The organism is Nonomuraea ferruginea (genome assembly GCF_039540635.1).
In the GTDB taxonomy this organism is placed as follows: Bacteria; Actinomycetota; Actinomycetes; order Streptosporangiales; family Streptosporangiaceae; genus Nonomuraea; species Nonomuraea ferruginea.
On record NZ_BAABFD010000001.1, the window covers coordinates 424025 to 446923 of the forward strand.

Annotated in this window: 23 protein-coding genes and 1 pseudogene; 20 read left to right on the forward strand and 4 right to left on the reverse strand. The window is 73.3% G+C overall.

Annotated elements, in window-relative coordinates:
* Positions 1-2: 2 nt before the first annotated feature.
* From ABD999_RS01850 to ABD999_RS01865, 4 genes are all read left to right on the forward strand, one after another.
* Positions 3-1973, forward strand: a complete 1971-nt coding sequence (locus ABD999_RS01850) for an outer membrane protein assembly factor BamB family protein (protein ID WP_271274926.1) — start codon at positions 3-5, stop codon at positions 1971-1973.
* A 10-nt stretch (positions 1974-1983) separates the two neighbouring features.
* Positions 1984-2712 (forward strand): amidohydrolase family protein, encoded by a 729-nt coding sequence (locus tag ABD999_RS01855; protein ID WP_219543250.1) that lies wholly within the window; start codon positions 1984-1986, stop codon positions 2710-2712.
* Positions 2709-3428, forward strand: a complete 720-nt coding sequence (locus tag ABD999_RS01860; RefSeq protein WP_271274925.1) for an amidohydrolase family protein — start codon at positions 2709-2711, stop codon at positions 3426-3428. The genes ABD999_RS01855 and ABD999_RS01860 overlap by 4 nt, the downstream gene beginning before the upstream one ends.
* Before the next feature lie 115 nt (positions 3429-3543).
* Positions 3544-4698 carry a DegT/DnrJ/EryC1/StrS family aminotransferase gene (locus tag ABD999_RS01865; protein WP_271274924.1) on the forward strand — a complete coding sequence of 385 codons (1155 nt, stop codon included), beginning with the start codon at positions 3544-3546 and terminating at the stop codon, positions 4696-4698.
* Positions 4699-4774: 76 nt separating this feature from the next.
* Here the strand turns inward: ABD999_RS01865 and ABD999_RS01870 are convergent, their stop codons facing one another.
* A complete protein-coding gene (locus tag ABD999_RS01870; RefSeq protein ID WP_271274923.1) occupies positions 4775-5344 on the reverse strand; it encodes a uridine kinase family protein in 570 nt (189 codons plus the stop codon).
* 77 nt (positions 5345-5421) lie between these two features.
* On the opposite strand from ABD999_RS01870, the gene ABD999_RS01875 reads away from it, so the two are divergent.
* The 3 genes and pseudogenes from ABD999_RS01875 to bar form a co-directional block, all read left to right on the forward strand.
* Complete coding sequence (locus ABD999_RS01875; protein ID WP_148030470.1) at positions 5422-6579, forward strand: CaiB/BaiF CoA transferase family protein; 1158 nt, start codon at positions 5422-5424, stop codon at positions 6577-6579.
* 34 nt (positions 6580-6613) lie between these two features.
* Entirely contained in the window at positions 6614-8104 is a 1491-nt protein-coding gene (locus ABD999_RS01880; RefSeq protein ID WP_271274922.1) for a carboxyl transferase domain-containing protein, read from the forward strand.
* 98 nt (positions 8105-8202) lie between these two features.
* A pseudogene (bar, locus tag ABD999_RS01885) lies at positions 8203-9231 on the forward strand (barbiturase); the annotation flags it as partial.
* Positions 9232-9327: 96 nt separating this feature from the next.
* Here the strand turns inward: bar and ABD999_RS01890 are convergent.
* Positions 9328-10494 (reverse strand): pyridoxal phosphate-dependent aminotransferase, encoded by a 1167-nt coding sequence (locus ABD999_RS01890; protein ID WP_271274921.1) that lies wholly within the window; start codon positions 10492-10494, stop codon positions 9328-9330.
* 142 nt (positions 10495-10636) lie between these two features.
* Here ABD999_RS01890 and ABD999_RS01895 point away from each other — a divergent pair, with 142 nt between their 5' ends.
* The 5 genes from ABD999_RS01895 to ABD999_RS01915 are packed head-to-tail and all read left to right on the forward strand — an operon-like array spanning position 10637 to position 13779.
* Positions 10637-11503 carry a DUF418 domain-containing protein gene (locus ABD999_RS01895; RefSeq protein ID WP_271274920.1) on the forward strand — a complete coding sequence of 289 codons (867 nt, stop codon included), beginning with the start codon at positions 10637-10639 and terminating at the stop codon, positions 11501-11503.
* Entirely contained in the window at positions 11463-12254 is a 792-nt protein-coding gene (locus ABD999_RS01900; protein WP_271274919.1) for a carbon-nitrogen hydrolase family protein, read from the forward strand. The genes ABD999_RS01895 and ABD999_RS01900 overlap by 41 nt, the downstream gene beginning before the upstream one ends.
* 10 nt (positions 12255-12264) lie before the next feature.
* Positions 12265-12711: a hypothetical protein gene (locus ABD999_RS01905; protein ID WP_261808420.1), complete on the forward strand. Its 447-nt coding sequence runs from the start codon at positions 12265-12267 to the stop codon at positions 12709-12711.
* Positions 12708-13100, forward strand: a complete 393-nt coding sequence (locus tag ABD999_RS01910) for a hypothetical protein (RefSeq protein ID WP_148030475.1) — start codon at positions 12708-12710, stop codon at positions 13098-13100. Before ABD999_RS01905 ends, ABD999_RS01910 begins: the two co-directional genes overlap by 4 nt.
* Before the next feature lie 10 nt (positions 13101-13110).
* Entirely contained in the window at positions 13111-13779 is a 669-nt protein-coding gene (locus ABD999_RS01915) for an alpha/beta fold hydrolase (RefSeq protein ID WP_271274917.1), read from the forward strand.
* Here the strand turns inward: ABD999_RS01915 and ABD999_RS01920 are convergent.
* Positions 13776-14318: a TetR/AcrR family transcriptional regulator gene (locus tag ABD999_RS01920; protein ID WP_271274916.1), complete on the reverse strand. Its 543-nt coding sequence runs from the start codon at positions 14316-14318 to the stop codon at positions 13776-13778. The genes ABD999_RS01915 and ABD999_RS01920 overlap by 4 nt on opposite strands.
* An 84-nt stretch (positions 14319-14402) precedes the next feature.
* Between ABD999_RS01920 and ABD999_RS01925 the strand changes: the two genes are divergently transcribed.
* From ABD999_RS01925 to ABD999_RS01960, 8 genes are all read left to right on the forward strand, one after another.
* Positions 14403-15488 carry an FUSC family protein gene (locus ABD999_RS01925; RefSeq protein ID WP_271274915.1) on the forward strand — a complete coding sequence of 362 codons (1086 nt, stop codon included), beginning with the start codon at positions 14403-14405 and terminating at the stop codon, positions 15486-15488.
* A gap of 76 nt (positions 15489-15564) precedes the next feature.
* Positions 15565-15738, forward strand: coding sequence for a hypothetical protein (locus tag ABD999_RS01930; protein ID WP_187281055.1), 174 nt, complete (start codon positions 15565-15567; stop codon positions 15736-15738).
* Positions 15739-15914: 176 nt separating this feature from the next.
* A complete protein-coding gene (locus tag ABD999_RS01935; protein ID WP_219543262.1) occupies positions 15915-16448 on the forward strand; it encodes an SseB family protein in 534 nt (177 codons plus the stop codon).
* A gap of 291 nt (positions 16449-16739) precedes the next feature.
* Positions 16740-17447, forward strand: coding sequence for a prepilin peptidase (locus ABD999_RS01940; RefSeq protein WP_271274914.1), 708 nt, complete (start codon positions 16740-16742; stop codon positions 17445-17447).
* A 92-nt stretch (positions 17448-17539) separates the two neighbouring features.
* The gene (gene aroC / locus ABD999_RS01945) at positions 17540-18721 is read left to right on the forward strand and encodes a chorismate synthase (RefSeq protein ID WP_148030480.1); all 1182 of its coding nucleotides are present in this window, start codon (positions 17540-17542) and stop codon (positions 18719-18721) included.
* Positions 18718-19218, forward strand: a complete 501-nt coding sequence (locus ABD999_RS01950; protein WP_271274913.1) for a shikimate kinase — start codon at positions 18718-18720, stop codon at positions 19216-19218. The genes aroC and ABD999_RS01950 overlap by 4 nt, the downstream gene beginning before the upstream one ends.
* Positions 19215-20291: a 3-dehydroquinate synthase gene (gene aroB / locus ABD999_RS01955; RefSeq protein WP_219543264.1), complete on the forward strand. Its 1077-nt coding sequence runs from the start codon at positions 19215-19217 to the stop codon at positions 20289-20291. Before ABD999_RS01950 ends, aroB begins: the two co-directional genes overlap by 4 nt.
* Before the next feature lie 103 nt (positions 20292-20394).
* Positions 20395-21153: an SGNH/GDSL hydrolase family protein gene (locus ABD999_RS01960; protein WP_271274912.1), complete on the forward strand. Its 759-nt coding sequence runs from the start codon at positions 20395-20397 to the stop codon at positions 21151-21153.
* Between the two features lie 42 nt (positions 21154-21195).
* On the opposite strand, the gene ABD999_RS01965 is transcribed toward ABD999_RS01960, so the two are convergent.
* Entirely contained in the window at positions 21196-22881 is a 1686-nt protein-coding gene (locus tag ABD999_RS01965) for a protein kinase domain-containing protein (RefSeq protein WP_271274911.1), read from the reverse strand.
* Positions 22882-22899 lie beyond the last annotated feature (18 nt).

Here is a 22899-nt window from a genome sequence, read left to right on the forward strand (position 1 = left end):
GCATGATCCGATCCCTGCTCGCCGTGGCGGCGGTCTTTTTACCCGCGCTCGTCTTCCCGGCGCCCGCCTCCGCCGCGCCGTCGCGCTGCGGCGACCCGGCGGTGACCACGTACGGGCCCGCCTCGGTGACGGCCGCCATCGTCGGCGCCGCCGTCCACGAGGGCCGCGCCTACCTCGTCAGCCGCGGCCCCAAGCCGCCGGTGCTGGCCGAGCTCGACCTGGCCACGCGCAAGGTGATCAGAAGCGTCACGCTGCCCGACGGACCGGCCACGGGTGAGCCCGAGGGCGGCTGGGCGGTCGCCGTGTCCGGCGGCAAGGTGTACGTCGGCACGTACCCGGTGCCCGACCTCTACAGCTTCGACATCGCCACCGGCGAGGTGGCGCACCTGCACTCCTTCGGCGCCGTCGGCGGCTTCGTGTGGAGCCTGGCCGCGGCCCCCGACGGCACGCTGTACGCCGGCACCTCCTCCGACGGCCGTGTCTGGGAGTACGTCCCGGGTAGCGGCGCGGTCCGCAGGTTCGGCGTGCTGGCCCCGGGCGAGCACTACGTCCGCGCGGTGGCGGCCGACGACACCCACGTGTACGCCGGCCTGCTGGAGAAGCGGCTCCTCATGCGGATCGACCGCGCGAGCGGCGAGATCAGGCAGCTCGCCGACGCGGGCGCGGCGTTCGGGGTGGTCACGCTCAACGGCGACCGGGTGCTCGCGGCCGCCGGCGGCGAGCTCATCGACGTCCGCAAGGACGGCACGGACCTGCGGCGCGTCACCGTCGAGTCGGGCCTGCTCGACGCCCTGACCGTGACGGCCGACGGCACCGTCTACGCCGCCTCGCGCCCCGACGGCACCGTCTACCGCTACCGGACCGGCGACACCGCGCTGACCCGCGTGGTGGACCCGCCGTCCTACGGGGACGAGACCCGCCTGCTCCACGTGACCGGCGAGGACACCCTGCTGTCGTTCGCGGGCAGCGGCGGACTGTGGTCGCTGGACGCCCGCACCGGCGCCGCCGAGTTCACCGACCTGATCGACGCGGGGATGCCGGCCGGCGCCGAACGGCCGCAGAGCATGGTGCTCGTCCCCAACCGGGCCCTGTACGTCGGCGGCCACTTCGCCATGGACGTCCGCGCGCTCCGCACCGGCGAGCAGCGCAGGATCCGCGTCCCCGGCGAGCCCAAGGCCATGGTCAGGCACGGGAACAAGATCTACGCCGCCATGTACCCCACCGGCGAGATCGTCTCCGTCGACATCCGCACCGACGAGGTGCGCAGCCTCGGCTACCTGGGCCACGAGCAGAAGCGGCCCTGGGACATCGAGTACGACCCGCGCACCGGCAAGCTGCTGGTCGCCACATCGTCGCTGTCGGCGTCCATCCCCGGCGCGCTGTCCGTCGTGGACCCCCGCACCGGCGAGGCGGACGTCTACCAGGACGTCATCCCCGGCCAGAACCTCATGAGCCTGTCACTCGACGCGGACGAGGGCGTGGTCTACCTGGCCGGCGACGTGTTCGGCACGAGCACGCCGACCGCGTCCATCGCCGCCTTCGACCTGCGCACCCGCACCGTCCTGTGGCAGGCCGACCCGGTGCCGGGCCACCGCACCTTCCAGGACGTCCTGGTGCACGACGGGCTCCTGTACGCGTCGTACAAGCGGGACTCGGGCGCCTGGATCGCCCTGGACCCGGCCACCCGGCAGATCGTCCAGCAGGGCAAACTGTCCGGGTACGGCGAGCTGACCGTGCACCGCGGGCGGGTCTTCGCCTCGGTGTTCCGGGAGGGAGGCAACGCCTACGAGCTCGACGCGGAGCGCGGCGCCACGCTGCTCGCCACCGGTCTCGGCGACGAGTGGCACACCAACCCGCAGCTCCACTTCGAGCCCGGCTCCTGGCACGCCTGGGCGATAGCGGGCCGCGACCTGGCGCGGATCCGGCTGGACCCGCGCTGCCCCGCCTTGACGGTTCCCACTCCCGGGTCTTAGATTTCGGTCTGTGCCGAAATTGATCGTGGACGCCCACCGGCTGGCCGGCCCCGTGCCGTTCGACGACCTGCCGGTGGACCCGCGGCCCGACCTGGACCGTCTGGGCATCGCCAGGGCGCTGGTGACGCACACCCTCAGCCTCTACTCCGACGCGGAGGCGGGCAACGACGCCCTCTTCGCGCTCGGCGACCCCCGGCTCGTCCCGGTGCCCGTCGTGGTGCCCGGCGTGCCGGGGGCGTGCGCGCCCGCCACGCCGGACGCCGTGCGGGCGTGGGGGGTGCGCATGGTGCGGCTCTGCCCGGAGCGCCACCGGTTCGACCTGACCGGCCCGGTCGCGCTCCGCTGGCTCGCCGCCCTGGGCGCGGGGGCGGCGCCCGGCCCCGCCGTCGCCGTCGACCTCGACGAGACCTCGACGGCGCAGCTCCGCACCCTCGCCGAGCGGCTGCCCGGCCTGCGGATCCTCGTGCTCAACCCCGGCTACCGCCGCCTGCGCGCGCTGGCCGAGCTGATGGCCGAGGCGCCGGGCGTCCGGGTGGAGACCGGCACGGTGAACACCCAGGGCGGCGTGGAGTGGCTGGCCGAGCGGTTCGGCGCGGAGCGGCTGGTGTTCGGCACCGGCGCCCCCGTGGCCGACGACTGCGGCCCGCGCTTCCTCCTCGACCACCTCGGCCTGACCCCGCGCGAGACCGACCTGATCGCGGCGGGCTCCCTGGAAAGGCTGCTCGGAGGCCGCCCATGATCCTCGACGCGCACGGCCACGTCGGCACCTGGCCCGACTTCCTCATCCCCGACCCCACCGCCGGCGGCCTGGTCGCCGCCATGGACCGGATCGGCGTCACCGCCATGGGCATCAGCCACCTGCTCGCCGTCGGCCCCGACGCCGGGCGCGGCAACCGGCTGGCCCGCGAGATCGCCGAACGCCACCCCGGCCGGTTCGGCGTCTGGCAGGTCTACAACCCGCACCACCGCACCCCGCTGTCCCGCGACGGCGTGTGGGGCGTCAAGCTGCACCCGGACGTCCACCAGTGCCGCCTCGACGACCCTCGGTACGACCCGGTCTGGGAGCTCGGCCTGCCGGTGCTCTCCCACGGGCAGACGGACTCGCCGTGGAGCGACCCGGAACAGTTCGCCACCGTCGCCGCCCGGCATCCGGACGTGCCGATCCTCATGGGCCACACCGGCCTGTGGCCGTCCGGGTTCGCCCGCGCCGCCCGCCTCGTGGCTGGCCATCCGAACGTGTTCCTGGAGGTGTGCGGCTCCAAGTCGACCGGCCGCTGGATCGCCCGCCTGGCCTCGCTGGCGGGGGCGGAACGGGTGGTCTTCGGCTCGGACGCCTGCTTCCTCGACCTCAGGATCGGCTATGGCCGCGTCGCCCTGGCTCCCCTCGCCCCCGCTGACCGCGCCCTCATCCAGGGCGGCAACCTGGCCCGCATCCTGGGCCCGCGCCTCCCCTGACCTCCGCGGCACCCCGAGATCGCGGAGGACCGGCGGGAGACGCCGGCCGCCCCGCGCTCGCCCACGCCGGAACCCCCCGCCCGTACCGAAACCCGCGCCGAAGAAGGGACCTCCCGTGACGCTCGCGATCCACGGCGGCTCGCCGGTCCGCACCGACCCCTGGCCCGCGTGGCCGCCGCCGCTCGACCACCGCCAGCGCGAGCTCGTCATGGACGTGCTGGAGAGCGGGCGGTGGGGCGCCACCCAGGGCGGCTCCGTGGTCACGGACCTGGTCGCCGCGTTCGCCCGCGCCGCCCGCGTCCCGTACGGGGTCGCCGCGGGCAACGCCACGCTGGGCCTGTTCGCCGCGCTCAAGGGCCTGGGCGTGGGCCGCGGCGACGAAGTGATCGTGCCCGCCTACACCTTCGTCGCCTCGGCCACGGCCGTGCTGCTCACGGGCGCGGTCCCGGTGATCGCGGACGTGGACCCGGCCCACCTCCACCTGTCACCGGATGCCGTACGAGAGGCGCTCACCCCCAGGACGGCCGCCGTCATGCCCGTCCACCTGGCCGGCAGCCCTGCCGACATGGACCCGATCACCGACCTCGCCGCCCGGCACGGCCTCACGGTGGTCGAGGACGCCGCCCAGGCCCACGGCGCCGCCTACAAGGACCGGCCGGTGGGCGGGCTGGGCGACGCGGGCGTGTTCAGCTTCCAGTCCAGCAAGGCCATGACGGCGGGGGAGGGCGGGCTCGTCGTCTGCCGGGACGAGTCCGCGTACGAGGCGATCTGGTCGGTGTGCAACGTCGGCCGCCGCCCCGGCGGCCAGTGGTACGGCCACCCCTCGGTCGGCTGGAACCTGCGCCTCACGGAGATCCAGGCCGCGCTCCTGCTGCCGTGGCTGGACCGGCTGGACGACGAGCTCGCCCGCCGCGCTGCCTTCTGCGCCGCGCTCGAACGTGAGCTGGCCGGTCTGCCGGTGACGATGCTGGGGCCGCCGCCGGGCACGACGCGGGACTCGCGGCACCTGGTCATGCTGCGGATCGGCACGCCCGTCGAGCGTGATTTCCTGCTGGCCGCCATGGCCGCCGAAGGGGTGCCGCTGGACGCGGGATACCCGCCGCTCGGCACCATGGCCGCGCTCGCCGCGGAGGGCGCCAGGACCGGGCCGTGCCCCGCCGCCGACGCGGCGGCCGCGAGCGTGGTGTGGGTGCGTCAGGCGATGCTCATGGACGACCCGGCCCGCGCCGCCGACATCGCGGAGGCCCTGGCCAAGGTGCTGAAGTCCTGAGCGCCGCGCCGCGTCCCGGGCGCGAATCTACTTTGTAAAGGCGTCGGCAGGCGCCGCGTCGCCTATAGGACCGCCGTCAACGCGGCGCGTCACCCATGGGGCCGCCGCCGGGAGGCGCCGTGGAGACGATCAGGTCGGCGCGGGCGCGCGTGCCGTCGGCGGCGAACCAGGCGCGTTCGGCCTCGAACCACACCCGCCACCGCTCTTCCAGCCCCGGCCCGTCGCGCTCCAGCACCCGCCGGAGCCGGACGTCGTCGGGCGCCTCCAGCCAGATGCCGTAGGCCAGCAGATCGGCGGCGGACTTCCTGGCCGTGCCCACGCCTTCGATGATCAGCACCGGCGCGACGGGAACCGCCACCGGCTCGGCGTAGGCGCCGCGAACCCAGTCATAGCGGCGGAAACCGCCGGGCCGTCCCTGCCGGAGCGGTTCGAGAACCTGGTCGAAGAGGGCGGCGAACCAGGTGGCGGGGCCTTCGTGCCAGGGTACGGGGAAGTCGTCGGCGTGCACGGCCTGGCAGCCGAGCGTGGCCGCGAGCGCGTTGGCGTACGTGGTCTTGCCGGACCCCGCGGGGCCGTCGACGGCGACCAGCCGAACCGTGCCGCATGACGGGGGGAGCGCCCGGATGCGGCGGGCCAGGGATTCCACGGGCCCAGGGTAGATGACTGGGGTGGTGGGGCTGAGACAATGTGCTCCCGCTCCGACCCGCACGCAGGAGGTTGACGTTGCCCGGACCCCTCGGTGACATCGTGGTGCTCGATCTGTCGCGGGCTCTGGCGGGCCCTCATGCCGCGCAGATGCTGGGTGATCTGGGCGCGCGGGTGATCAAGGTGGAGCATCCGGAGGGCGGGGACGAGTCGCGCGGCTGGGGCCCGCCCTTCGTAGGCCCGGATCACGAAATATCGACATACTTCCTGGCGGCGAACCGCAACAAGCAGTCCATCGCCGTCGACCTGAAGACCCCGGAGGGCAAGGATCTGGTCGAGCGCCTGGTCCGGCAGTGCGACGTGCTGGTGGAGAACTTCCGCACCGGCGTGCTCGACCGCCTGGGCTTCACGGCCGACCGGCTGCACGAGCTGAACCCGCGCCTGGTGATCCTGTCGATCACCGGGTTCGGCCACGACGGGCCGGAGGGCGGCCGCCCCGGCTACGACCAGATCGCCCAGGGCGAGGCCGGGCTGATGTCGCTGACCGGCCCGTCGCCTGACGAGCCCTACCGCGTCGGCGCCTCGATCGCCGACCTGCTGGCGGGCATCCACGGCGCGTACGGGGTGGTGGCCGCGCTGTACGAGCGGGAGCGTACGGGCGAGGGGAGAGTGGTGCGCACGTCGCTGCTGGCGGCGGTCACCGGCGTGCACTCCTACCACGGCACGGCCTGGACCGTCGGCGGGAAGGTGCCGGGGGCCAACGGCAACCACCACGCCTCGATCGCTCCCTACGGCGCCTTCCGGTGCGCCGACGGGATGCTGCAGATCGCGGCGGCGAACGACGGCCAGTGGAGAAAGGTGGCCGAGCTACTCGACATCGATCCTGATATGGCGAAATATGCCAGCAATAGGGACAGATTCGCGCACCGGGATGAGCTGATCGCCGACATGGAGAAGGCCCTGGGCGCCCACGACCGCGCCCACTGGCTGGCCAGGCTGGGCGAGGCCGGGGTGCCGGCGGGGGCCATCCGCTCGATCGACGAGGTCTACGCGTGGGACCAGACCCGCTCCCAGGGCCTGCTGGTCGAGGTGGACCACCCGGTGCTGGGCAGGATCGAGCTGCCGGGGCCGCCGCTGCGCTTCGACGGGCTGACGGGGATGCGCCACACCGCGCCGCCGATGCTCGGCCAGGACGAGGAGGCCGTGCTGAACTGGCTCCAAGAGCGTGAGCGATGATCAGGTTCCGCCCGAGGGCCGACACGAAGGAGCGATGGTGAGCCGTCCGGACGCGCGCACGATGATCGAGACGGTCCTCGACAGAGGGTCGTGGCGGTCATGGGACGCGCCGCCCGCCGAGCCGGCCGAGCCGGGCTCCTCCTACGCCGAGGAGCTGGCCGCGGCGCGGGCCAAGTCCGGCTACGACGAGGCCGTGGTGACGGGGGAGGGGCTGCTGGGCGGCCGCCGGGTGGCGGTGGTGGCGTGCGAGTTCTCGTTCATGGCCGGGTCGATCGGGGTGGCGGCGGCCGAGCGGCTGGTCACGGCGGTCGAGCGGGCCACCAGGGAGCGCCTGCCGCTGCTGGCGGCCCCGGCGTCGGGCGGCACCCGGATGCAGGAGGGCGCGCTGGCCTTCGCGCAGATGATCAAGATCACGGTGGCCGTGCAGGAGCACCGGGCGGCCTGCCTGCCGTTCGTGGTCTACCTGCGGCATCCGACGACCGGCGGGGTGTTCGCCTCGTGGGGCTCGCTCGGTCACGTCACGGCGGCGGAGCCGGGCGCGCTCATCGGGTTCCTCGGGCCGCGCGTGTTCGAGTCGCTGTACGGCTACTCGTTCCCGTCGGGCGTGCAGGTGGCGGAGAACCTGTACGAGAACGGCCTGATCGACGCGGTGGTGCCGGCCGAGGACGTGCGCGAGGTGGCGATCAGGGCGCTCGGCGTGCTGACGGCCGGCGGCGAGCGGGTCCCGGCCGGCGAGGAGCCGGAGGAGGACCTGCGGCCGGTCGAGGCGTGGGAGGCGATCACCCGGTCGCGCCGCGACGACCGGCCGGGCGTGCGCGAGCTGCTGAAGCTGGCCGCCACCGAGGTGACCCCGCTCAGCGGCAGCGGCGCGGGCGAGAACGAACCGGGGCTGGTGCTGGCGCTGGCGAGGTTCGGCGCGGCCCCGGCCGTGGTGCTGGGGCAGGACCGGCGGGGGCAGCGGGCCCGCTCGCCGCTCGGCCCCGGCGGGCTCCGGGTGGCCAGGCGCGGCATGCGGCTGGCCGAGGAGCTGCGGCTGCCGCTGGTGACGGTGATCGACACGGCCGGCGCGGCGCTGTCGAAGGCGGCCGAGGAGGGCGGCCTGTCCGGCGAGATCGCACGCTGTCTCGCCGAGCTGGTCATGCTGGACGCGCCGACGGTCTGCCTGCTGCTGGGCGAGGGCGCGGGCGGCGCGGCGCTAGCGCTGCTGCCGGCTGACCGGGTGCTGAGCGCCCAGCACGCGTGGCTGTCGCCGCTGCCGCCCGAGGGCGCCTCGACGATCCTCTACCGCAGCGTCGACTTCGCCCCCGAGATCGCCCAGGCCCAGCGCGTGCGCGCCACCGACCTGCGCCGCGACGGCATCGTGGACCGGGTGATCCCGGAACGCCCGGACGCCGCGTACGAGCACCACGCCTTCAGCGAGCGGGTGGGGCGGGCTCTGGAGTACGAGATCGCCATGCTGCTGCGGCGGAGCCCGGCGGACCGCAAGGCCGCCCGGCTGGAGCGCTACCGCAACCTGGGCGGCTAGTTGGCAGACATTGCCAGTGAAAGACCGTTTCCTGCGTCATTAGTGTGAACCCCGGGTATGCCGTTCGACGCGGTTGCACTGGTGAGAAGGGGCGCGGGATGCCGGATCCGATTGACGTGCGCAAGGTGCCGATCGAGAGCGTCACGGACGCCTCGGGGCTGGAGCGGCTCATCGACGACGGGGTGATCGAGGCGCGGCGGGTGCTCGCGGTGATCGGGAAGACCGAGGGCAACGGCGGGGTGAACGACTACACCCGCATCCTGGCCGATCGGGCGTTCCGCGACGTGCTGTCCGCCAAGGGTCATCCGGCGCCGGAGAGCGTGCCGCTGGTCTGGTCGGGCGGCACCGACGGGGTGCTCAGCCCGCACGCCACGATCTTCGCGAGCGTGGACCCGGCGTCGGCGCCGCCGTCGGACGAGCCGCGGCTGTCGGTCGGCGTGGCGATGAGCGAGGTGATCCTGCCGGAGGACATCGGCAGGCCGGCCATGGTGGAGAAGGTCGCGGCGGGCGTGCGCGAGGCCATGAAGATCGCCGGCATCGACGACCCGCGCGACGTCCACTACGTGCAGACCAAGACGCCGCTGCTGACGCTGGCCACGATCACCGACGCCAAGAGCCGCGGCGAGGACACCGCGATCGAGGAGACGGGCCCGTCGATGGACCTGTCGAACTCGACCACCGCGCTGGGCATCGCGGTCGCGCTCGGCGAGATCGACATGCCGCGCGCCGACCAGATCCACAAGGACCTCTCGCTGTACTCGTCGGTGGCGTCCTGCTCGTCCGGCGTCGAGCTGGACCGGGCGCAGATCGTGCTGGTGGGCAACGTGCGCGGCATCGGCGGCCGCTACCGCATCGGCCACAGCGTCATGCGCGACGCGCTCGACGCCGACGGCATCTGGGAGGCGATCCGCGACGCGGGCCTGCCGCTGCCGGACCGTCCCCACCACTCCGACCTCAGCGGGCGGCTGGTCAACGTGTTCATGAAGTGTGAGGCCGACCCGTCGGGCCGGGTGCGCGGGCGGCGCAACATCATGCTCGACGACTCCGACGTGCACTGGCATCGCCAGATCAAGGCGACGGTCGGCGGCGTGGCCGCGGCGGTCACCGGCGACCCGGCGGTGTTCGTGTCGGTGGCCGCCGTGCACCAGGGCCCGTCGGGCGGCGGCCCGGTCGCGGCCATCGCCGATCTGGGCGCCGATCTTGGGCGCCGACCTGGGCGCCGACTAGCCCGAGAGCCGCTTGAGCCGGGTGACCGCCTCGTCGATGACCTCGTCCTTCTTGCAGAAGGCGAACCTGACGAAGGGGCGGCCCCGCTCGGCGTGCTCGTAGAACACCTGGGTGGGGATGGCGACGACGCCGGCCAGCTCGGGCAGCCGGCGGGTGAGCGCGACCCCGTCGTCGAACCCGAGCGGCCGGATGTCGGTCTGCACGAAGTAGGTGCCGGCCGGGCGGAACACCTCGAACCCGGCCGCGGCCAGCCCTTCCATGAGGCGGTCGCGCTTGTCCTGCAGCGAGGCGCGCAGCGCCGCCACCCACTCGCGCTCGTGGCGCAGCCCGTAGGCCACCGCGGCCTGCCAGGGCGCGCTCGCGGTGAAGGTGAGGAACTGCTTGACCGTCTGCACGGCGCCCACCAGCGGGGCCGGGGCGCAGATCCAGCCGGTCTTCCAGCCGGTGACGGAGAACGTCTTGCCCGCCGAGGAGATCATCACGGTGCGCTCGCGCATGCCCGGCAGCGTGGCCAGCGGGACGTGCTCCACGCCGTCGAACGTCAGGTGCTCGTACACCTCGTCGGTGACGGCGATCAGGTCGTGCTCGCGGCACAGCTCCGCGACGAGCGTCAGCTCCTCGCGGGTGAACACGGTGCCGGTCGGGTTGTGCGGCGAGTTGACCAGGATCACCCGGGTGCGCGGGGTGATCGCCGCGCGCAGCTCGCCGGGGTCGAACGCGAACCGCCCGCCGTCCGGGCGGAGCGTCACACCGACCAGCCGCGCCTGGGCGAGCGCGATCGAGGCCGCGTACGAGTCGTAGTAGGGCTCGAAGGCGATCACCTCGTCGCCCGGCTCGCACAGCGCCAGGATCGCGGCCGCGATGGCCTCGGTGGCGCCGACGGTGACCAGGATCTCGCCGTCGGGGTCGTAGGAGAGGCCGTAGTGCTCCTCGCGGTGCTCGGAGACCGCCTGCCTGAGCTCCGTGACGCCGGGGCCCGGAGGATACTGGTTGGCGCCGGAGCGGATCGCGTGCACGGCGTGGTCGAGCATGGCGGCCGGGCCGTCGGTGTCGGGGAAGCCCTGGCCCAGGTTGATCGCTCCGGTCCGCACGGCTAGCGCGCTCATCTCGGCGAAGATGGTCGTGCCGAAGGAGCGCATCCTGGAGACAAGTGGTTCCGTCACATGTTCACAGTAAGGTGTCGGCCGGGCGGGCCGACGCGCGCGGGCCGGGTCACGGAGTTCCCTCAGTAGGGTGGTTCACCTGAGTTCCCCATCGCGTATTCGTGAGCTGGACGCTCTCCGCGGTTTCGCGGTGGGCGGCATCATGCTGGTCAACACGTGGCAGCACGCCGCCAAGGAGACCTACACCGGGATCGACTGGACGGTCGAGTCCTTCTTCCAGAGCCGGTTCTACCCGATCTTCTCGCTGCTGTTCGGCATCAGCTTCGTGCTCTACCTGCAGCGGGCCGGGCGGTGGTCGCTGCTGTCGCGCCTGCTCTGGCTGATGGTCTTCGGGCTGGTCCAGCACATCTGGTACCCGGGCGAGGTGCTCACCGACTACGCCTTCTACGGGCTGATCGTGCTGCTGCCCGCCTCGTTCCTGTGGCGCGGGGTGCCGGTGCTGCTGCTCGGGCTGGGCGTGACCGCGTGGGGGGTGATGGCGGGCGGCGGGGTGCTGCTCATCCCGGGGATGTTCCTCGTCGGCATGGCGCTGATGCAGCTGCGGCCGCCGCGGGAGCTGCTGCTGCCCGCCTTCGGGGTGAGCGCGGTGTGCGGCGTGCTGCTCTCCGCGGCGGCGTCGTTGTCCGGCGACTGGACGCTCTACACCCTCGGCGCGCTGGCCGGCGCGGCCGCCTACTCGACCGGGCTGGTCCTGGTGCTGCGGCCGTGGCTGTCGGCGGTGCTGGAGCCGCTGGGCAGGATGGCGCTGACCAACTACGTGACGGGCACGCTCGTCATCTTCTTCGCCGGCGGGCTGGTGGACGCCGATCCCACCCGCTGGTCCGTGCTCGCCGTGGCGGGCGTCACCGTGGCCGTGCAGGCGGTGTTCAGCCGGTGGTGGCTGCGCCGGTTCCGTTACGGGCCGCTGGAATGGATCTGGCGCATGCTCACCCGGTTCCGCCGCGTGCCCAACCGGCTAGAGTCGGGCCGTGACGAGAATCGCCCTCTGCCAGGTCCCGGTGTCACCTGACCCTTCGGTCAACCTCACACGGGTGCGCGAGGCGCTCGCCCGGGCCGAGGGCGCCGACCTCGCGATCTTCCCGGAGGCGACGCTCACGCGTTACGGCAAACGCATCACCGACCTGGCCGAGCCGCTCGACGGGCCGTTCGTCACCGGCGTGGCCGAGGCCGCCAGACGGCACGGGGTGGCGGTGATCGCGGGCGTCTTCGAGCCCGGCCAGGGCCTGGTCCACAACACCGCCGTCGCGCTGGACGCCTCCGGCGAGCTCAGGGGCGCCTACCGCAAGATCCACCTGTTCGACTCGTTCGGCGCCAAGGAGTCGGGGCTGGTCGCGCCCGGCGCCGAGCCGGTCGTGGTCGAGCTGGCGGGTCTGCGGGTGGGGCTGGTCACCTGCTACGACATCCGCTTCCCCGAGCTGACCAGGGCGCTGGTCGACCAGGGCGCCGACATGTTCGCGGTGATCGCCGCCTGGGGCTCGGGGCCGCTGAAGGAGGACCACTGGGTGACGCTGGTGCGCGCCCGCGCCCTGGAGAACACCATGTGGACCGCCGCCGTCGGCCAGGCGCCCAACCCGGCCGAGTCGTCCGACGGTTACGGGGTGGGGCGGAGCATGCTGGTCGACCCGCTGGGCGTGGTCAGGGCCGACCTCGGTTCCTCCGCCGGGGTGCAGGTGGTGGAGCTCGACCCGGAGGTCACCGTCCGGGCCAGGTCCGCCCTGCCCTGCCTCGAACATCGCGTTCTCGGGGTCAACAGATCGTAAAGTGGTCATCGTGAGCGGAACGCAGATGCAGAAGGTGGTCCCGCCGCGTCTGCTCGTCCCCTACCTGTCGGGCAAGCGCACGGTCATCTCCGGTTACGTCTACCGCGTGCAGGACTGCGCGCGACTGACCACCCCACGCGACTTCTACCATGGCCTCGACCTGTCGTTCGACGGTTCGGAGCTGACCTCCGACGTGCCGGAGCTCTACGTGCTGCGCTGGCACGCCCGCGACGTCGACACCTACTCCGTCCCGTACGGCCCGCACATGGGCGGCGACTGGAGCGACGCGCCGCCGTTCGCCGGCAACGGGTTCACCACCTCGCGCGAGCACGTGGTGCCGCAGTTCCACACCGTCCCGATGCCGATCCCGGCCGGCGCGCGGATCATGCATGTCACCGGCTCGGGCGAGCGGCCGTTCGCCGAGTACGACGGGCTGACGTGGCGGCCTTCGGCATGAGCGAGGAGATCACGCCGGTCGCCTCCGGCTTCGTCGCCCGGTTCGGAGAGCTGACGCTGCCCGCGGCGCTCGGGCCCGACGACCGGGTCGTGCTGCTGAGCGAGGAGGAGCTCGACGGGTTCGAGCCCGCCTCCGGCTACTGGCGGCGCACGGTCGCCCGTTCCGAGCTGGAGTGGCTGGTGCTCATCCGCACGGTCGGCACGTTCGGCGGCGAGCCCTGCATCGTGCTCGACGAGGACGACGACGGCCTCCACATCGCCTACACCGGCCACAGCGGGATGAAGGCCGAGGCGCTCGGCTACTGGATGGTCGATCATGGCGCCTACGAGGTCGTGGTGCCGCGCGAGGAGGTCTTCTCCATCCGCGTCGAGCGCATCCCGGTGCCGTAGGGTCCCTGCTGTGAGACGCGAAGCCCAGGTCAACGGGATCCGGCTGGCCTACCGGGAAGAAGGCGATCCGGCGGCGCCCGCGCTGGTGCTGCTGCACGGCCGGACCGCCGACCACAACGACTGGAACGGCTTCACCCGCCACTTCGCCGACCGCTACCACGTGCTCGTCCCCGATCTGCGCGGCCACGGCGCCAGCGACTTCCCCGGCACCTACCCCATCCCGGAGATGGCCGAGGACGTCGCGGCCCTGCTCGACCTGCACGACGCCGCGACCGCCACGGTGATCGGCCACTCGCTCGGCGGCATGGTCGCCTACCACCTGGCCATGCGCCACCCCGAGCGGGTGACGCGGCTGGTGGTGGAGGATTCGGCGCTGCCGGTGCCGATGCGCGACCGGCCGGCCCTGGTCGAGGACGACTCCACCGGCTTCGACTGGCGCATGATGCACGACACCGAGCGGCAGTTCCTGCACCCCGACCCGGCCTGGCTCGGCGGGCTGGCCCGGATCACCGCGCCCACCCTGGTGATCTCGGGCGGGCAGGCCAGCCCGTTCCGCGCCGACCTGCTGGCGGAGCGGATCCCCGGCGCCCGCCTGGTCACCATCGAAGCCGGTCACCTGGTGCACACCACCGAGCGCGTGGCCTTCCGGCAGGCGGTCGACGACTTCCTGGGCGGTTAGTCCAGGCAGGCGCGGAACACGGCGGTCAGCCGGGTCACCAGCTCGTCGCGCTCCACCGGCGTGACCGGGCCCATGAGCTGGCGGAACTGCCCGATGCCCATGATGAGCGCGGTGGCGATGGAGGCGCGCAGCTCGGCCTGCCCGCCGTCCAGCCGGGCGGTCAGCGGTTCCAGCAGGGCGGTGCGCACCCGGTCGGCGGCGAGCGTGCCGATCTCGGCGCTGGAGGCGGAGCGGGTCAGCGTCGCCAGCACCGGGTTGTCGGAGTCGGAGCCGAGCCGGTCGGCGACGTACTCGGCCAGCCGCGCCGCCAGGTCGCCGCCGCCGTCGTCGAGAACGCCGGGGAAGCGCCCCTGCTCGGCCAGCACCTCCGCGAACAGCTTCCGCTTGGAGCCGAAGTAGCGGTTGATCAGCGCCACGTTCGCGTGCGCCTCGGCGGCGAGCATGCGCATCGTCACCTGGTCGTAGCCGTTCTCGGCGAACAGGTGGCGGGCCGCGTCGAGGATGCGCCGCCGGGTCCCCTCCCGGCTCCTCGGTCTCATGCTCACGACAATAGCCACGCGCATACTGGGCTGATATCGGCCACTATGGCCGAGGTGACCGGAATGTCATTATGATCGGCAAGGATGACAAGGGTGGGAACGAAGCTCGGCGATCACATGCGGGGCCGGGTGGGGACGTTCGGGCTGATGGCCCCCGCCATCGCGCAGAGCTCCGTGGGGGCGGGCGTGGCGTGGCTCGTCGCCACCCAGCTGCTCGGCCACGTCCGGCCGTTCTTCGCGCCCATCGCGGTGCTCATCAGCGTCGGCATCGGGCTCGGCCAGCGGCTGCGCCGGGTGGCCGAGCTGGTGGTGGGTGTCAGCCTCGGCGTCGGCGTGGGCGACCTGCTGGTGGCCTGGATCGGGTCCGGGCCGTGGCAGATCGCGCTCGTGGTGGCGCTGGCCATGACGACCGCGGTGCTGCTCGACAGCGGGGCGCTGTTCGTGGCGCAGGTCGCCTCCTCCGCCGTGCTCGTCGCGGCCGTGCTGCCCGGCGACGACATGGGCGGCCTGGACCGGATGGTGGACGCGCTCGTCGGCGGCGCCGTGGGCCTGGCCGCGGTCGCGCTGATGCCGGCCAGCCCGCTCGCCCTCGCGGCCAAGCACGCCTCCGGGGTGCTGGACGCCCTCTCCACCGCGCTGGAGCAGGCGGCCGAGGCGATCGAGAAACGCGACGCCGACCTGGCCGCCGAGGCGCTGGAGGAGGCGCGCGGCACGCAGGCGGTGGTGGCGGAGTTCGAGCAGGCGCTGGAGACCAGCAAGGAGATCATCCTGATCTCGCCGATGCACTGGCACCGGCGGGCCATCCTGGCGCGGTACGAGACCGCCGCCGAGCCGGTCGACCACGCGCTCAGGAACGCCAGGGTGCTGGCCCGCCGCACACTCGCCGCCCTCGGCGAGCCGCAGCCGCCGCCCGCGTCGCTGGCCGAGTCCATGCGCGAGGTGTCGGAGGCGGCGCTGCTCCTCCAGCTGGAGCTGGGGGCGGGCCGCGAGCCCGTGCTCGCCCGGCAGGCCCTGCTGGCGGTGGCCACCCGGCAGCGGCCGGACGACGGCGTCGGCTTCTCCTCCGCGGTGATCGTGGCGCAGCTGCGGTCGATCGTCGTCGACCTGCTGCGGGCGACCGGATCCGACCAGGAGGAGAGCTCCGCGGCACTGCCGCCGGTGGCCGGCTGACGGCCGCGTGCGGGTTCCCTCGGCCCCCGACGGGTAGAAGAGCGCAGTCAACGGCTCTGACCAGGGAGGACGACCGATGAGCACGCCCGACGAGAACGCCCCGAAGACCGACGCCGAGCCGCTGCTGGAGCCGGCGGAGGACGACCGCGAGCCGGTGGAGGAGCCCGGCAGGGAGCCCAGGACCCAGGGCAGGGCGGCGATGGAGCGGGCCATGCGCGAGTCGGGCAAGGGCCTCGACGACCTGACATGAGCCTTGTGCCGCCGAGCGGCTGCTGGATCTCAAGGACGGGATGCGGGAGAAGGTGGCGGCGCACGACCCGCTCATCCCGTGGGCCGGGCGGCGGCCCGCGCGCTCCAGTCTTCCGGCGAGGAACGCCGCACGCACCGGGGACGAGGGCGGGGCCGCGTCCGGATAGGGTCGGAGGCGTGCTGACCATTCCCGATCCCCTCGACGCCGGCGACGACGGCAGCACGCCGCCGCTGGTGAGCGCCGCGCTGGCCGCCTACCAGGCCGGCGCCGCGGGGCCCGAGCGGGTGCTCAACGCGCTCGGCGAGAGCCGGCTGCTGGTGCCCGTCGTCGCCCTGCTGACCTCGTCCGAGATCGGGGCGCACGGCGTGCGGCAGGAGAAGGAGAGCGAGATGGCGCTCCCCAAGCTGGTCGGCAAGGACGGGCGCGAGGCGGTGCTGGCCTTCACCGGCACCGAGCCGCTGCGCCTGTGGCGGCCCGACGCCCGGCCCATCCAGGCCACGACGCTCCAGGTCTGCCGCGCCGCCGCCGCCGAGGGCGCCGCCGCCGTGGTCGTCGACGTGGCCGGGCCGGTCCAGTTCGTGATCGAGGGAGAGGTGCTCCGCGCCCTGGCCGCGATCGAGTCCGGCACCCTCGACGGCCTCACCGTGGCCAGACCCGAGCCGGTCAGGAAGCGCGGCTGGTTCGCCAGAAAGGTCGCCCGCGGGCGCTAGCGACCAGCACGCGGTCCCAGGTTCCCGACCGGCGGTCCCGGCGCCTGGAAGGCGACAGCTGACAGCAGCCGGTCTCGACTGCACTGCGGCCGGTGATGGTCAGGTGCCCAGTCCCGGCCCTTGGAAGGGGAGAGCTGACAGCAGGCCAGTGGTGGTCAGGTGCCCGATCCCGGCCCCTGGAAAGCGAGAGCTGGCAGCGGGCGGTCTCGGCTTCGTTGCGGGTGGTGGTGGTCAGGCGCCCAGTCCCGGCTTTTCCGGCGGGGCGGGCCGTCGCGCATTAGAGTGCGGCGCGTGCTCGTACACCCGGTGGTGGAGGCCCTCTCGCCGGACGCCCTGGTGCTCGCCGGACCGTCGTCCTGGCTCGCGCCCGCCGCCCTCGTACTGCTGGGGGTCGTGGCGGGGCGTTATGTGCGGACGCTCGCCGGGGCGTTCGAGCAGGAACCGGCCGACACGCGCGCCGAGGGGCGCGGGGCGCTCCTGGCCACTCTGCGCACGGTGCCCGTCCCCGCCTGGCCGCCCACGTACGAGCTGATCACCGCCGTCGTGCTGACGCTGGTGGTGTGGCGGGCCGGATGGCCGTACGCGTACGCGGCCGTCGCCGGGACGGCGCTGGCCGCGGTCGACTGGCGCACCACCCGGCTGCCCGACGTGATCACGCTGCCCTCGTACCCGATCCTCGCGCTCACCCTGCTGCCCACCGGCGAGCCGGCCAGGGCGCTGCTCGGCGGGCTCGCGCTGGCCGCCTGCTACGGGCTGCTCTGGCTGATCAGGCCCGCCGACCTGGGCCTCGGCGACGTCAAGCTGGCCGGGCTGATCGGCATGGCGTGCGCCGCGGCCGGCTGGCAGGCATGGGTCGTCGCCGCCGTCGGAGGGCAGCTGCTCGGCGCGCTCTACGCGATCCTGCTGCTCGTCACCCGGCGCGGCGACCGGCGCACCGAGTTCCCGTTCGGTCCTTTCATGCTGCTCGGAGCGTTCGCCGCGCTCTGTCTCCAGCCCTGAACGTCTCCGTCGACGAAAGTCTCGATCCCGGAACGTCTCGGCAGGTGAACGCGCGGACGTCGCACCCGGCCGCGCATGGAAGACTTGGACTCATGTTGCGCTGGTTGACCGCCGGAGAGTCCCACGGCCCTGAGCTCGTCGCCATCCTGGAGGGCCTGCCCGCAGGCGTCGAGGTGACCACGGCCGCCATCGACGAGGCCCTGCGCCGCCGCCGTCTCGGCTACGGCCGCGGCGCCCGGATGAAGTTCGAGCAGGACGAGGTGACGATCGTCGGCGGAGTCCGCCACGGCCGCACCATCGGCAGCCCCGTGGCCATCCGCATCGGCAACACCGAGTGGCCCAAGTGGGAGAAGGTCATGGCCGCCGACCCGGTCGACCCGGCCGAGCTGGAGGGCCTGGCCCGCAACGCGCCGCGCTCCCGGCCCCGCCCCGGCCACGCCGACCTGGCCGGCATGCAGAAGTACGGCTTCGACGACGCCCGCCCCGTCCTCGACCGGGCCAGCGCCCGCGAGACCGCCGCCCGCGTCGCGCTCGGCGAGGTCGCCAGGCGCTTCCTCAAGCAGGCGCTCGGCGTCGACCTCCTCAGCCACGTGACCTCCATCGGTGGCGTCCAGAGCCCCGCCACCACCCTGCCCGGCCCCGGCGAGCTGGCCCGCATCGACGCCGACCCGGTCCGCTGCGCCGACCCGGACGGGAGCGCCGCGATCGTCGAGCGCATCGACCGGGCCCACAAGGACGGCGACACCCTCGGCGGCGTCGTCGAGGTGCTCGCCTACAACCTGCCGCCCGGCCTCGGCAGCTACACCCACTGGGACCGCCGGCTCGACTCCCGTCTCGCCGCCGCCCTCATGGGCATCCAGGCGATCAAGGGCGTGGCGGTCGGCGACGGCTTCGAGACCGCGCGCAGGCCCGGCTCCGAGGCCCACGACGAGATCGAATACACCTCCGAAGACGGCGTGCGGCGCCTCACCAACCGCGCCGGCGGCGTCGAGGGCGGCATGACCAACGGCGAGATCCTGCGCGTCAGCGCCGCCATGAAGCCCATCTCCACCGTCCCCAGGGCGCTGGCCACCATCGACGTCAAGACCGGCGAGGCGGCCAAGGCCCACCACGAGCGCTCCGACGTGTGCGCCGTGCCGGCCGCCGGCGTCGTGGCCGAGGCGATGGTCGCGCTGGTGCTGGCCGACGCGGCGGTGGAGAAGTTCGGCGGCGACTCCGTCGAGGAAGTCGCCCGCAACCTGTCCGGCTACCTCTCATCCATGGTGATCAAATGATCAAGGCCGTGCTGATCGGCCCGCCCGGGTCCGGCAAGACGACCGTGGGCCGCCTGCTCGCCGAGCGCCTCGGCGTCACCTTCCGCGACACCGACGCCGACGTGGAGGCCGTCGCGGGCAAGCCCGTCAGCGACATCTTCATCGAGGACGGCGAGGAACACTTCCGCGAGCTGGAGCTGGAGGCGGTGCGCAGGGCGCTGGCCGAGCACGACGGCGTCCTGTCCCTCGGCGGCGGCGCCGTGCTGCGCGAGGAGACCCAGGCCATGCTCGACGGCCGCCCCGTCGTCTACCTCCAGGTCGGCCTGGCCGACGCGGTCCAGCGCGTCGGCCTCGGCTCGGCCAGGCCGCTGCTCGTGCTCAACCCGCGCAGCCGGCTGAAGAAGCTCATGGAGGAGCGGCGGCCCGTCTACGAGCGGCTCGCCGTGCTCACCGTGGCGACCGACAAGCGCGAGCCCGCCGAGCTCGCCGACGAGATCGTGGAAGGGCTGGGCCGATGACCGCGGCTACCCGCATCACCGTGAAGGGCGAGAGCCCGTACGACGTCGTGGTCGGCACCGGGGTCCACGGCGAGCTGCCCGGCCTGCTCAGGCCCGGCGTCTCCACCGTCGCGGTGATCCACCCCGAGAGCCTGCCGGAGCTGGCCCGCCCCGTCACCGCAGTCCTGGCCGAGGCCGGTTACGACGTGGTGGCGCTGCCGGTGCCCGACGGCGAGGCGTGCAAGACCGCGGAGGTGGCCGCGGGCCTCTGGTCGGCGTTCGGCCGCCACGGCATGACCCGGTCCGACGCGGTCGTCGGCGTCGGCGGCGGGGCGACCACCGACCTGGCCGGGTTCGTGGCCGCCACCTGGCTGCGCGGCGTCCAGGTGGTGCTGGTGCCCACGACGCTGCTCGCCATGGTCGACGCCGCGGTCGGCGGCAAAAACGGCATCGACACCCCCGAGGGCAAGAACCTCGTCGGCACCTTCCTGCCGCCTGCCGGGGTGCTGTGCGAGCTGTCGGTGCTCGACGGCATGCCCCGCGCCGATTACGTGGCCGGCCTGGCCGAGATCATCAAGGGCGGGTTCATCGCCGACCCCGTCATCCTCGACCTGGTCGAGGCCGACCCCGAGGCCGCCGCCCGCCCCGGCGGGCCTCACACCCGCGAGCTGATCGAGCGCAAGATCCGGGTCAAGGCCGAGGTCGTCGGCGCCGACCTGCGCGAGTCGGGCCTGCGCGAGATCCTCAACTACGGCCACACGCTCGCCCACGCCATCGAGCGCGCCGAGCACTACCGGATGCGCCACGGCGAGGCCGTCGCCATCGGCATGATGTACGCGGCCGAGCTGTCCAGGCTCGACGGCCGCGCCGACCTCGTCGAGCGCACCCGGGCCATCCTCACCTCGGTCGGCCTGCCCACCGGCTACCACGCCGACGCCTGGCCCCGGCTGCGCGACCACATGCGCCTCGACAAGAAGAACCGCGGGGCCAAGCAGCGCTTCGTCGTCCTCGACGAGCTGGCCGTGCCCGCCCGGCTGGAAGGCCCGCCCGAGGAGCTCCTGGAGGACGCGTACAAGGTCATCGGGCGGTCATGAAACGGGCGCGCGCCGGGGTGGCGGCGCGCGCGGGCGCGGCCGAGCCACTACAGTCGTGGGGCCCACGCCGCAGCACGAGAAACGCGGAGATGAACAGCAGGTCATGAGGCATTACGGCTCCTTCGTCGCTCTCGGTGACAGCTTCACCGAAGGCCTGAACGACCCCGGCAGCAACGGCCACTTCCGCGGCTGGGCCGATCGCGTCGCCGAACGGCTCGCCCTGGACGATTCGTCCTTCCGCTACGCCAACCTGGCGGTGCGCGGCAGGCTGCTCGACCAGATCGTGGCCGACCAGGTGCCGCAGGCGGTCGAGATGTCGCCCGACCTGGTCAGCCTCTGCGCCGGCGGCAACGACCTCCTGCGTCCCGGCAGCGACCCGGACGTGATGGCCAAGAAGCTCTCCGGCGCGGTCCGCGCGCTGCGCGCCACCGGCGCGGACGTGCTGCTGTTCACCGGGGTCGACCCGCGTGACACGCCGCTGATGCGCCGCCTGCGCGGCCGCTTCGCCATCTACTACCTGCACATCCGCTCGATCGCCGACCTCTACGGGTGCCGGCTGGTCGACCAGTGGTCGATGCAGGGGTTGCGCGACTGGCGGGCGTGGAGCCCGGACCGCCTCCACATGAACGCCGACGGTCACCGCCTGGTGGCGGCCCGCGTCCTCGACGTCCTCGGCGTGCCGTTCGACGAGTGGCACAAGGTGTGGCCGGAGCGCGTCGTCGACCCTCGCGCCCGCCGCCGCGAGGACGCCCAGTGGATCCGCGAGTATCTCGTCCCGTGGGTGTCGCGCCGCGTCCGCGGCGTCTCCTCCGGCGACGGGGTGTCTCCCAAGCGTCCGGAGCTGTCTCACTGGACGGTGTAGAACCCCGCTCACATCCCGGAGGATTTCTGCCCGGCGGCCCGCTCAGCTGTTGAGTCTGGCCGCCTGCATGGCGCTCAGCCGCCGCACGAACCGAGCGGTGACGATCGCCGTCGGCACGACCGCCATGTGCAGGGCCAGGCTGGCCCAGCTGACCGGCGTGAACTCGTATATCCGGTAGAGGTCGTTGTCCTCCCTGCGTTCGTACTGGGTCGCGAGGAGTGTCGTCCAGTCGATCCAGAAGAGGGGCCAGGTCAGGAACGTGACCAGCCACATGGCCCACCACGTGTGCAGGAGACCGGCCGGGGCTGTCGCGCGGCCGCGTCCGGGCGGGCTGGAGGCGTGCCAGACGTCGTCGGCGATCTGCTTGGGAAGCCACAGGCCGGCGATGGGGATGAACCAGGCGTATACCGCCATGGACGGGCGGTAGCGCAGCCGGCCAGGCGCGAACTGTTCGGCGACGACTCGTACCCGGAAGAACCAGAGCACCCAGCACGCCGTCAGCGCCAGGCCGGAGACGATCTGGGCCACCCACGTGATCGTGCTGATCAGTTCGTCGGACTCGTGAAGGTCGCCGTAGGTCTCCACCGAGCGCCACCGCCCCGCGTCGTCGGCGATGTCGAACTGGTGAACCACCGTGCTCACGGAGACCACGGCGAAGAGGGCAAGGAGCACATAGATGGCGATCTGGTAGGCGGCGGCATGGGACCCCGGGTCGCGGCCGCGCATGAGGCGGCGTTCGTGGACCAGCAAGGGCTGGGGCGCCCGCGGCTGATCCGCGTGCACGGGCGGGGGTGGCGCCGTGGTCCGGGGGTGGCCACCGCCGGTCCCGGTGGCCGGGTCATGGAGGGCGGTCAGTGCCAGGGTCCGCCGCTCGGCGATGACCTGGGTGAGCGCCTCAGGCAGCCACCGGCCCTGGCCGGGCGAGGCGAGCGCGGTGAGCCGGGCCAGCACGTGCTCCAGGCCGGGCCGGGCGGCGGGCTCCTTGGCCAGGCAGGCCGCCACCAGAGCGGCGAGCGGGGCGGGCACTCCGCGCAGGTCGGGGTCGCCGTGCACGACCCGGAAGACGACCGCGTGGACGGGCCCCGTTCCGAAAGGGCTGCGGCCGGTCGAGGCGAAGGCGAGCACGCAGCCGAGCGAGAACACGTCCGAGGGCGGCCCGACCTTCTGGGCCATGGCCTGTTCGGGGGACATGAACGCGGCGGTGCCCAGCACGGTGGAGGTCTGGGTGTGGCTCGTGGCGTCCAGGGCGCGGGCGATGCCGAAGTCGATCAGGCGGGGCCCGTCCTCGGCGAGGATGACGTTGGCGGGTTTGAGGTCGCGGTGCACCATCTCGCAGGCGTGCACGGCGGCGAGTCCTTCGGCCAGCCCGGCTCCCAGCACCGCGGCCGACTCCAGGGGGAGCGGCCCGTGCTCTTCGACGGCCTGGTGCAGGGAAGGACCCGGGATGTAGGCGGTGGCCAGCCACGGCCGGGCGGCCTCGGTGTCGGCGTCCACGACCTGGGCGGTGTAGAACCCGCCGACCTTGCGGGCGGCCTCCACCTCGGAAGCGAAGCGGCGCCGGAAGTCCGCGTTGTCGGCCAGTTCGGGGCGCACCACCTTGACGGCCACCAGGCGCCCGCCCGGGGAACGGCCCAGGAACACCTGCCCCATCCCGCCCCCGCCGAGCCGTGCGTGCAGCCGATACGGGCCGATCTGGGTCGGGTCGCCGTCGCGTAGGGGGTTGGCCATGGCACCGCTTTCCGCGTT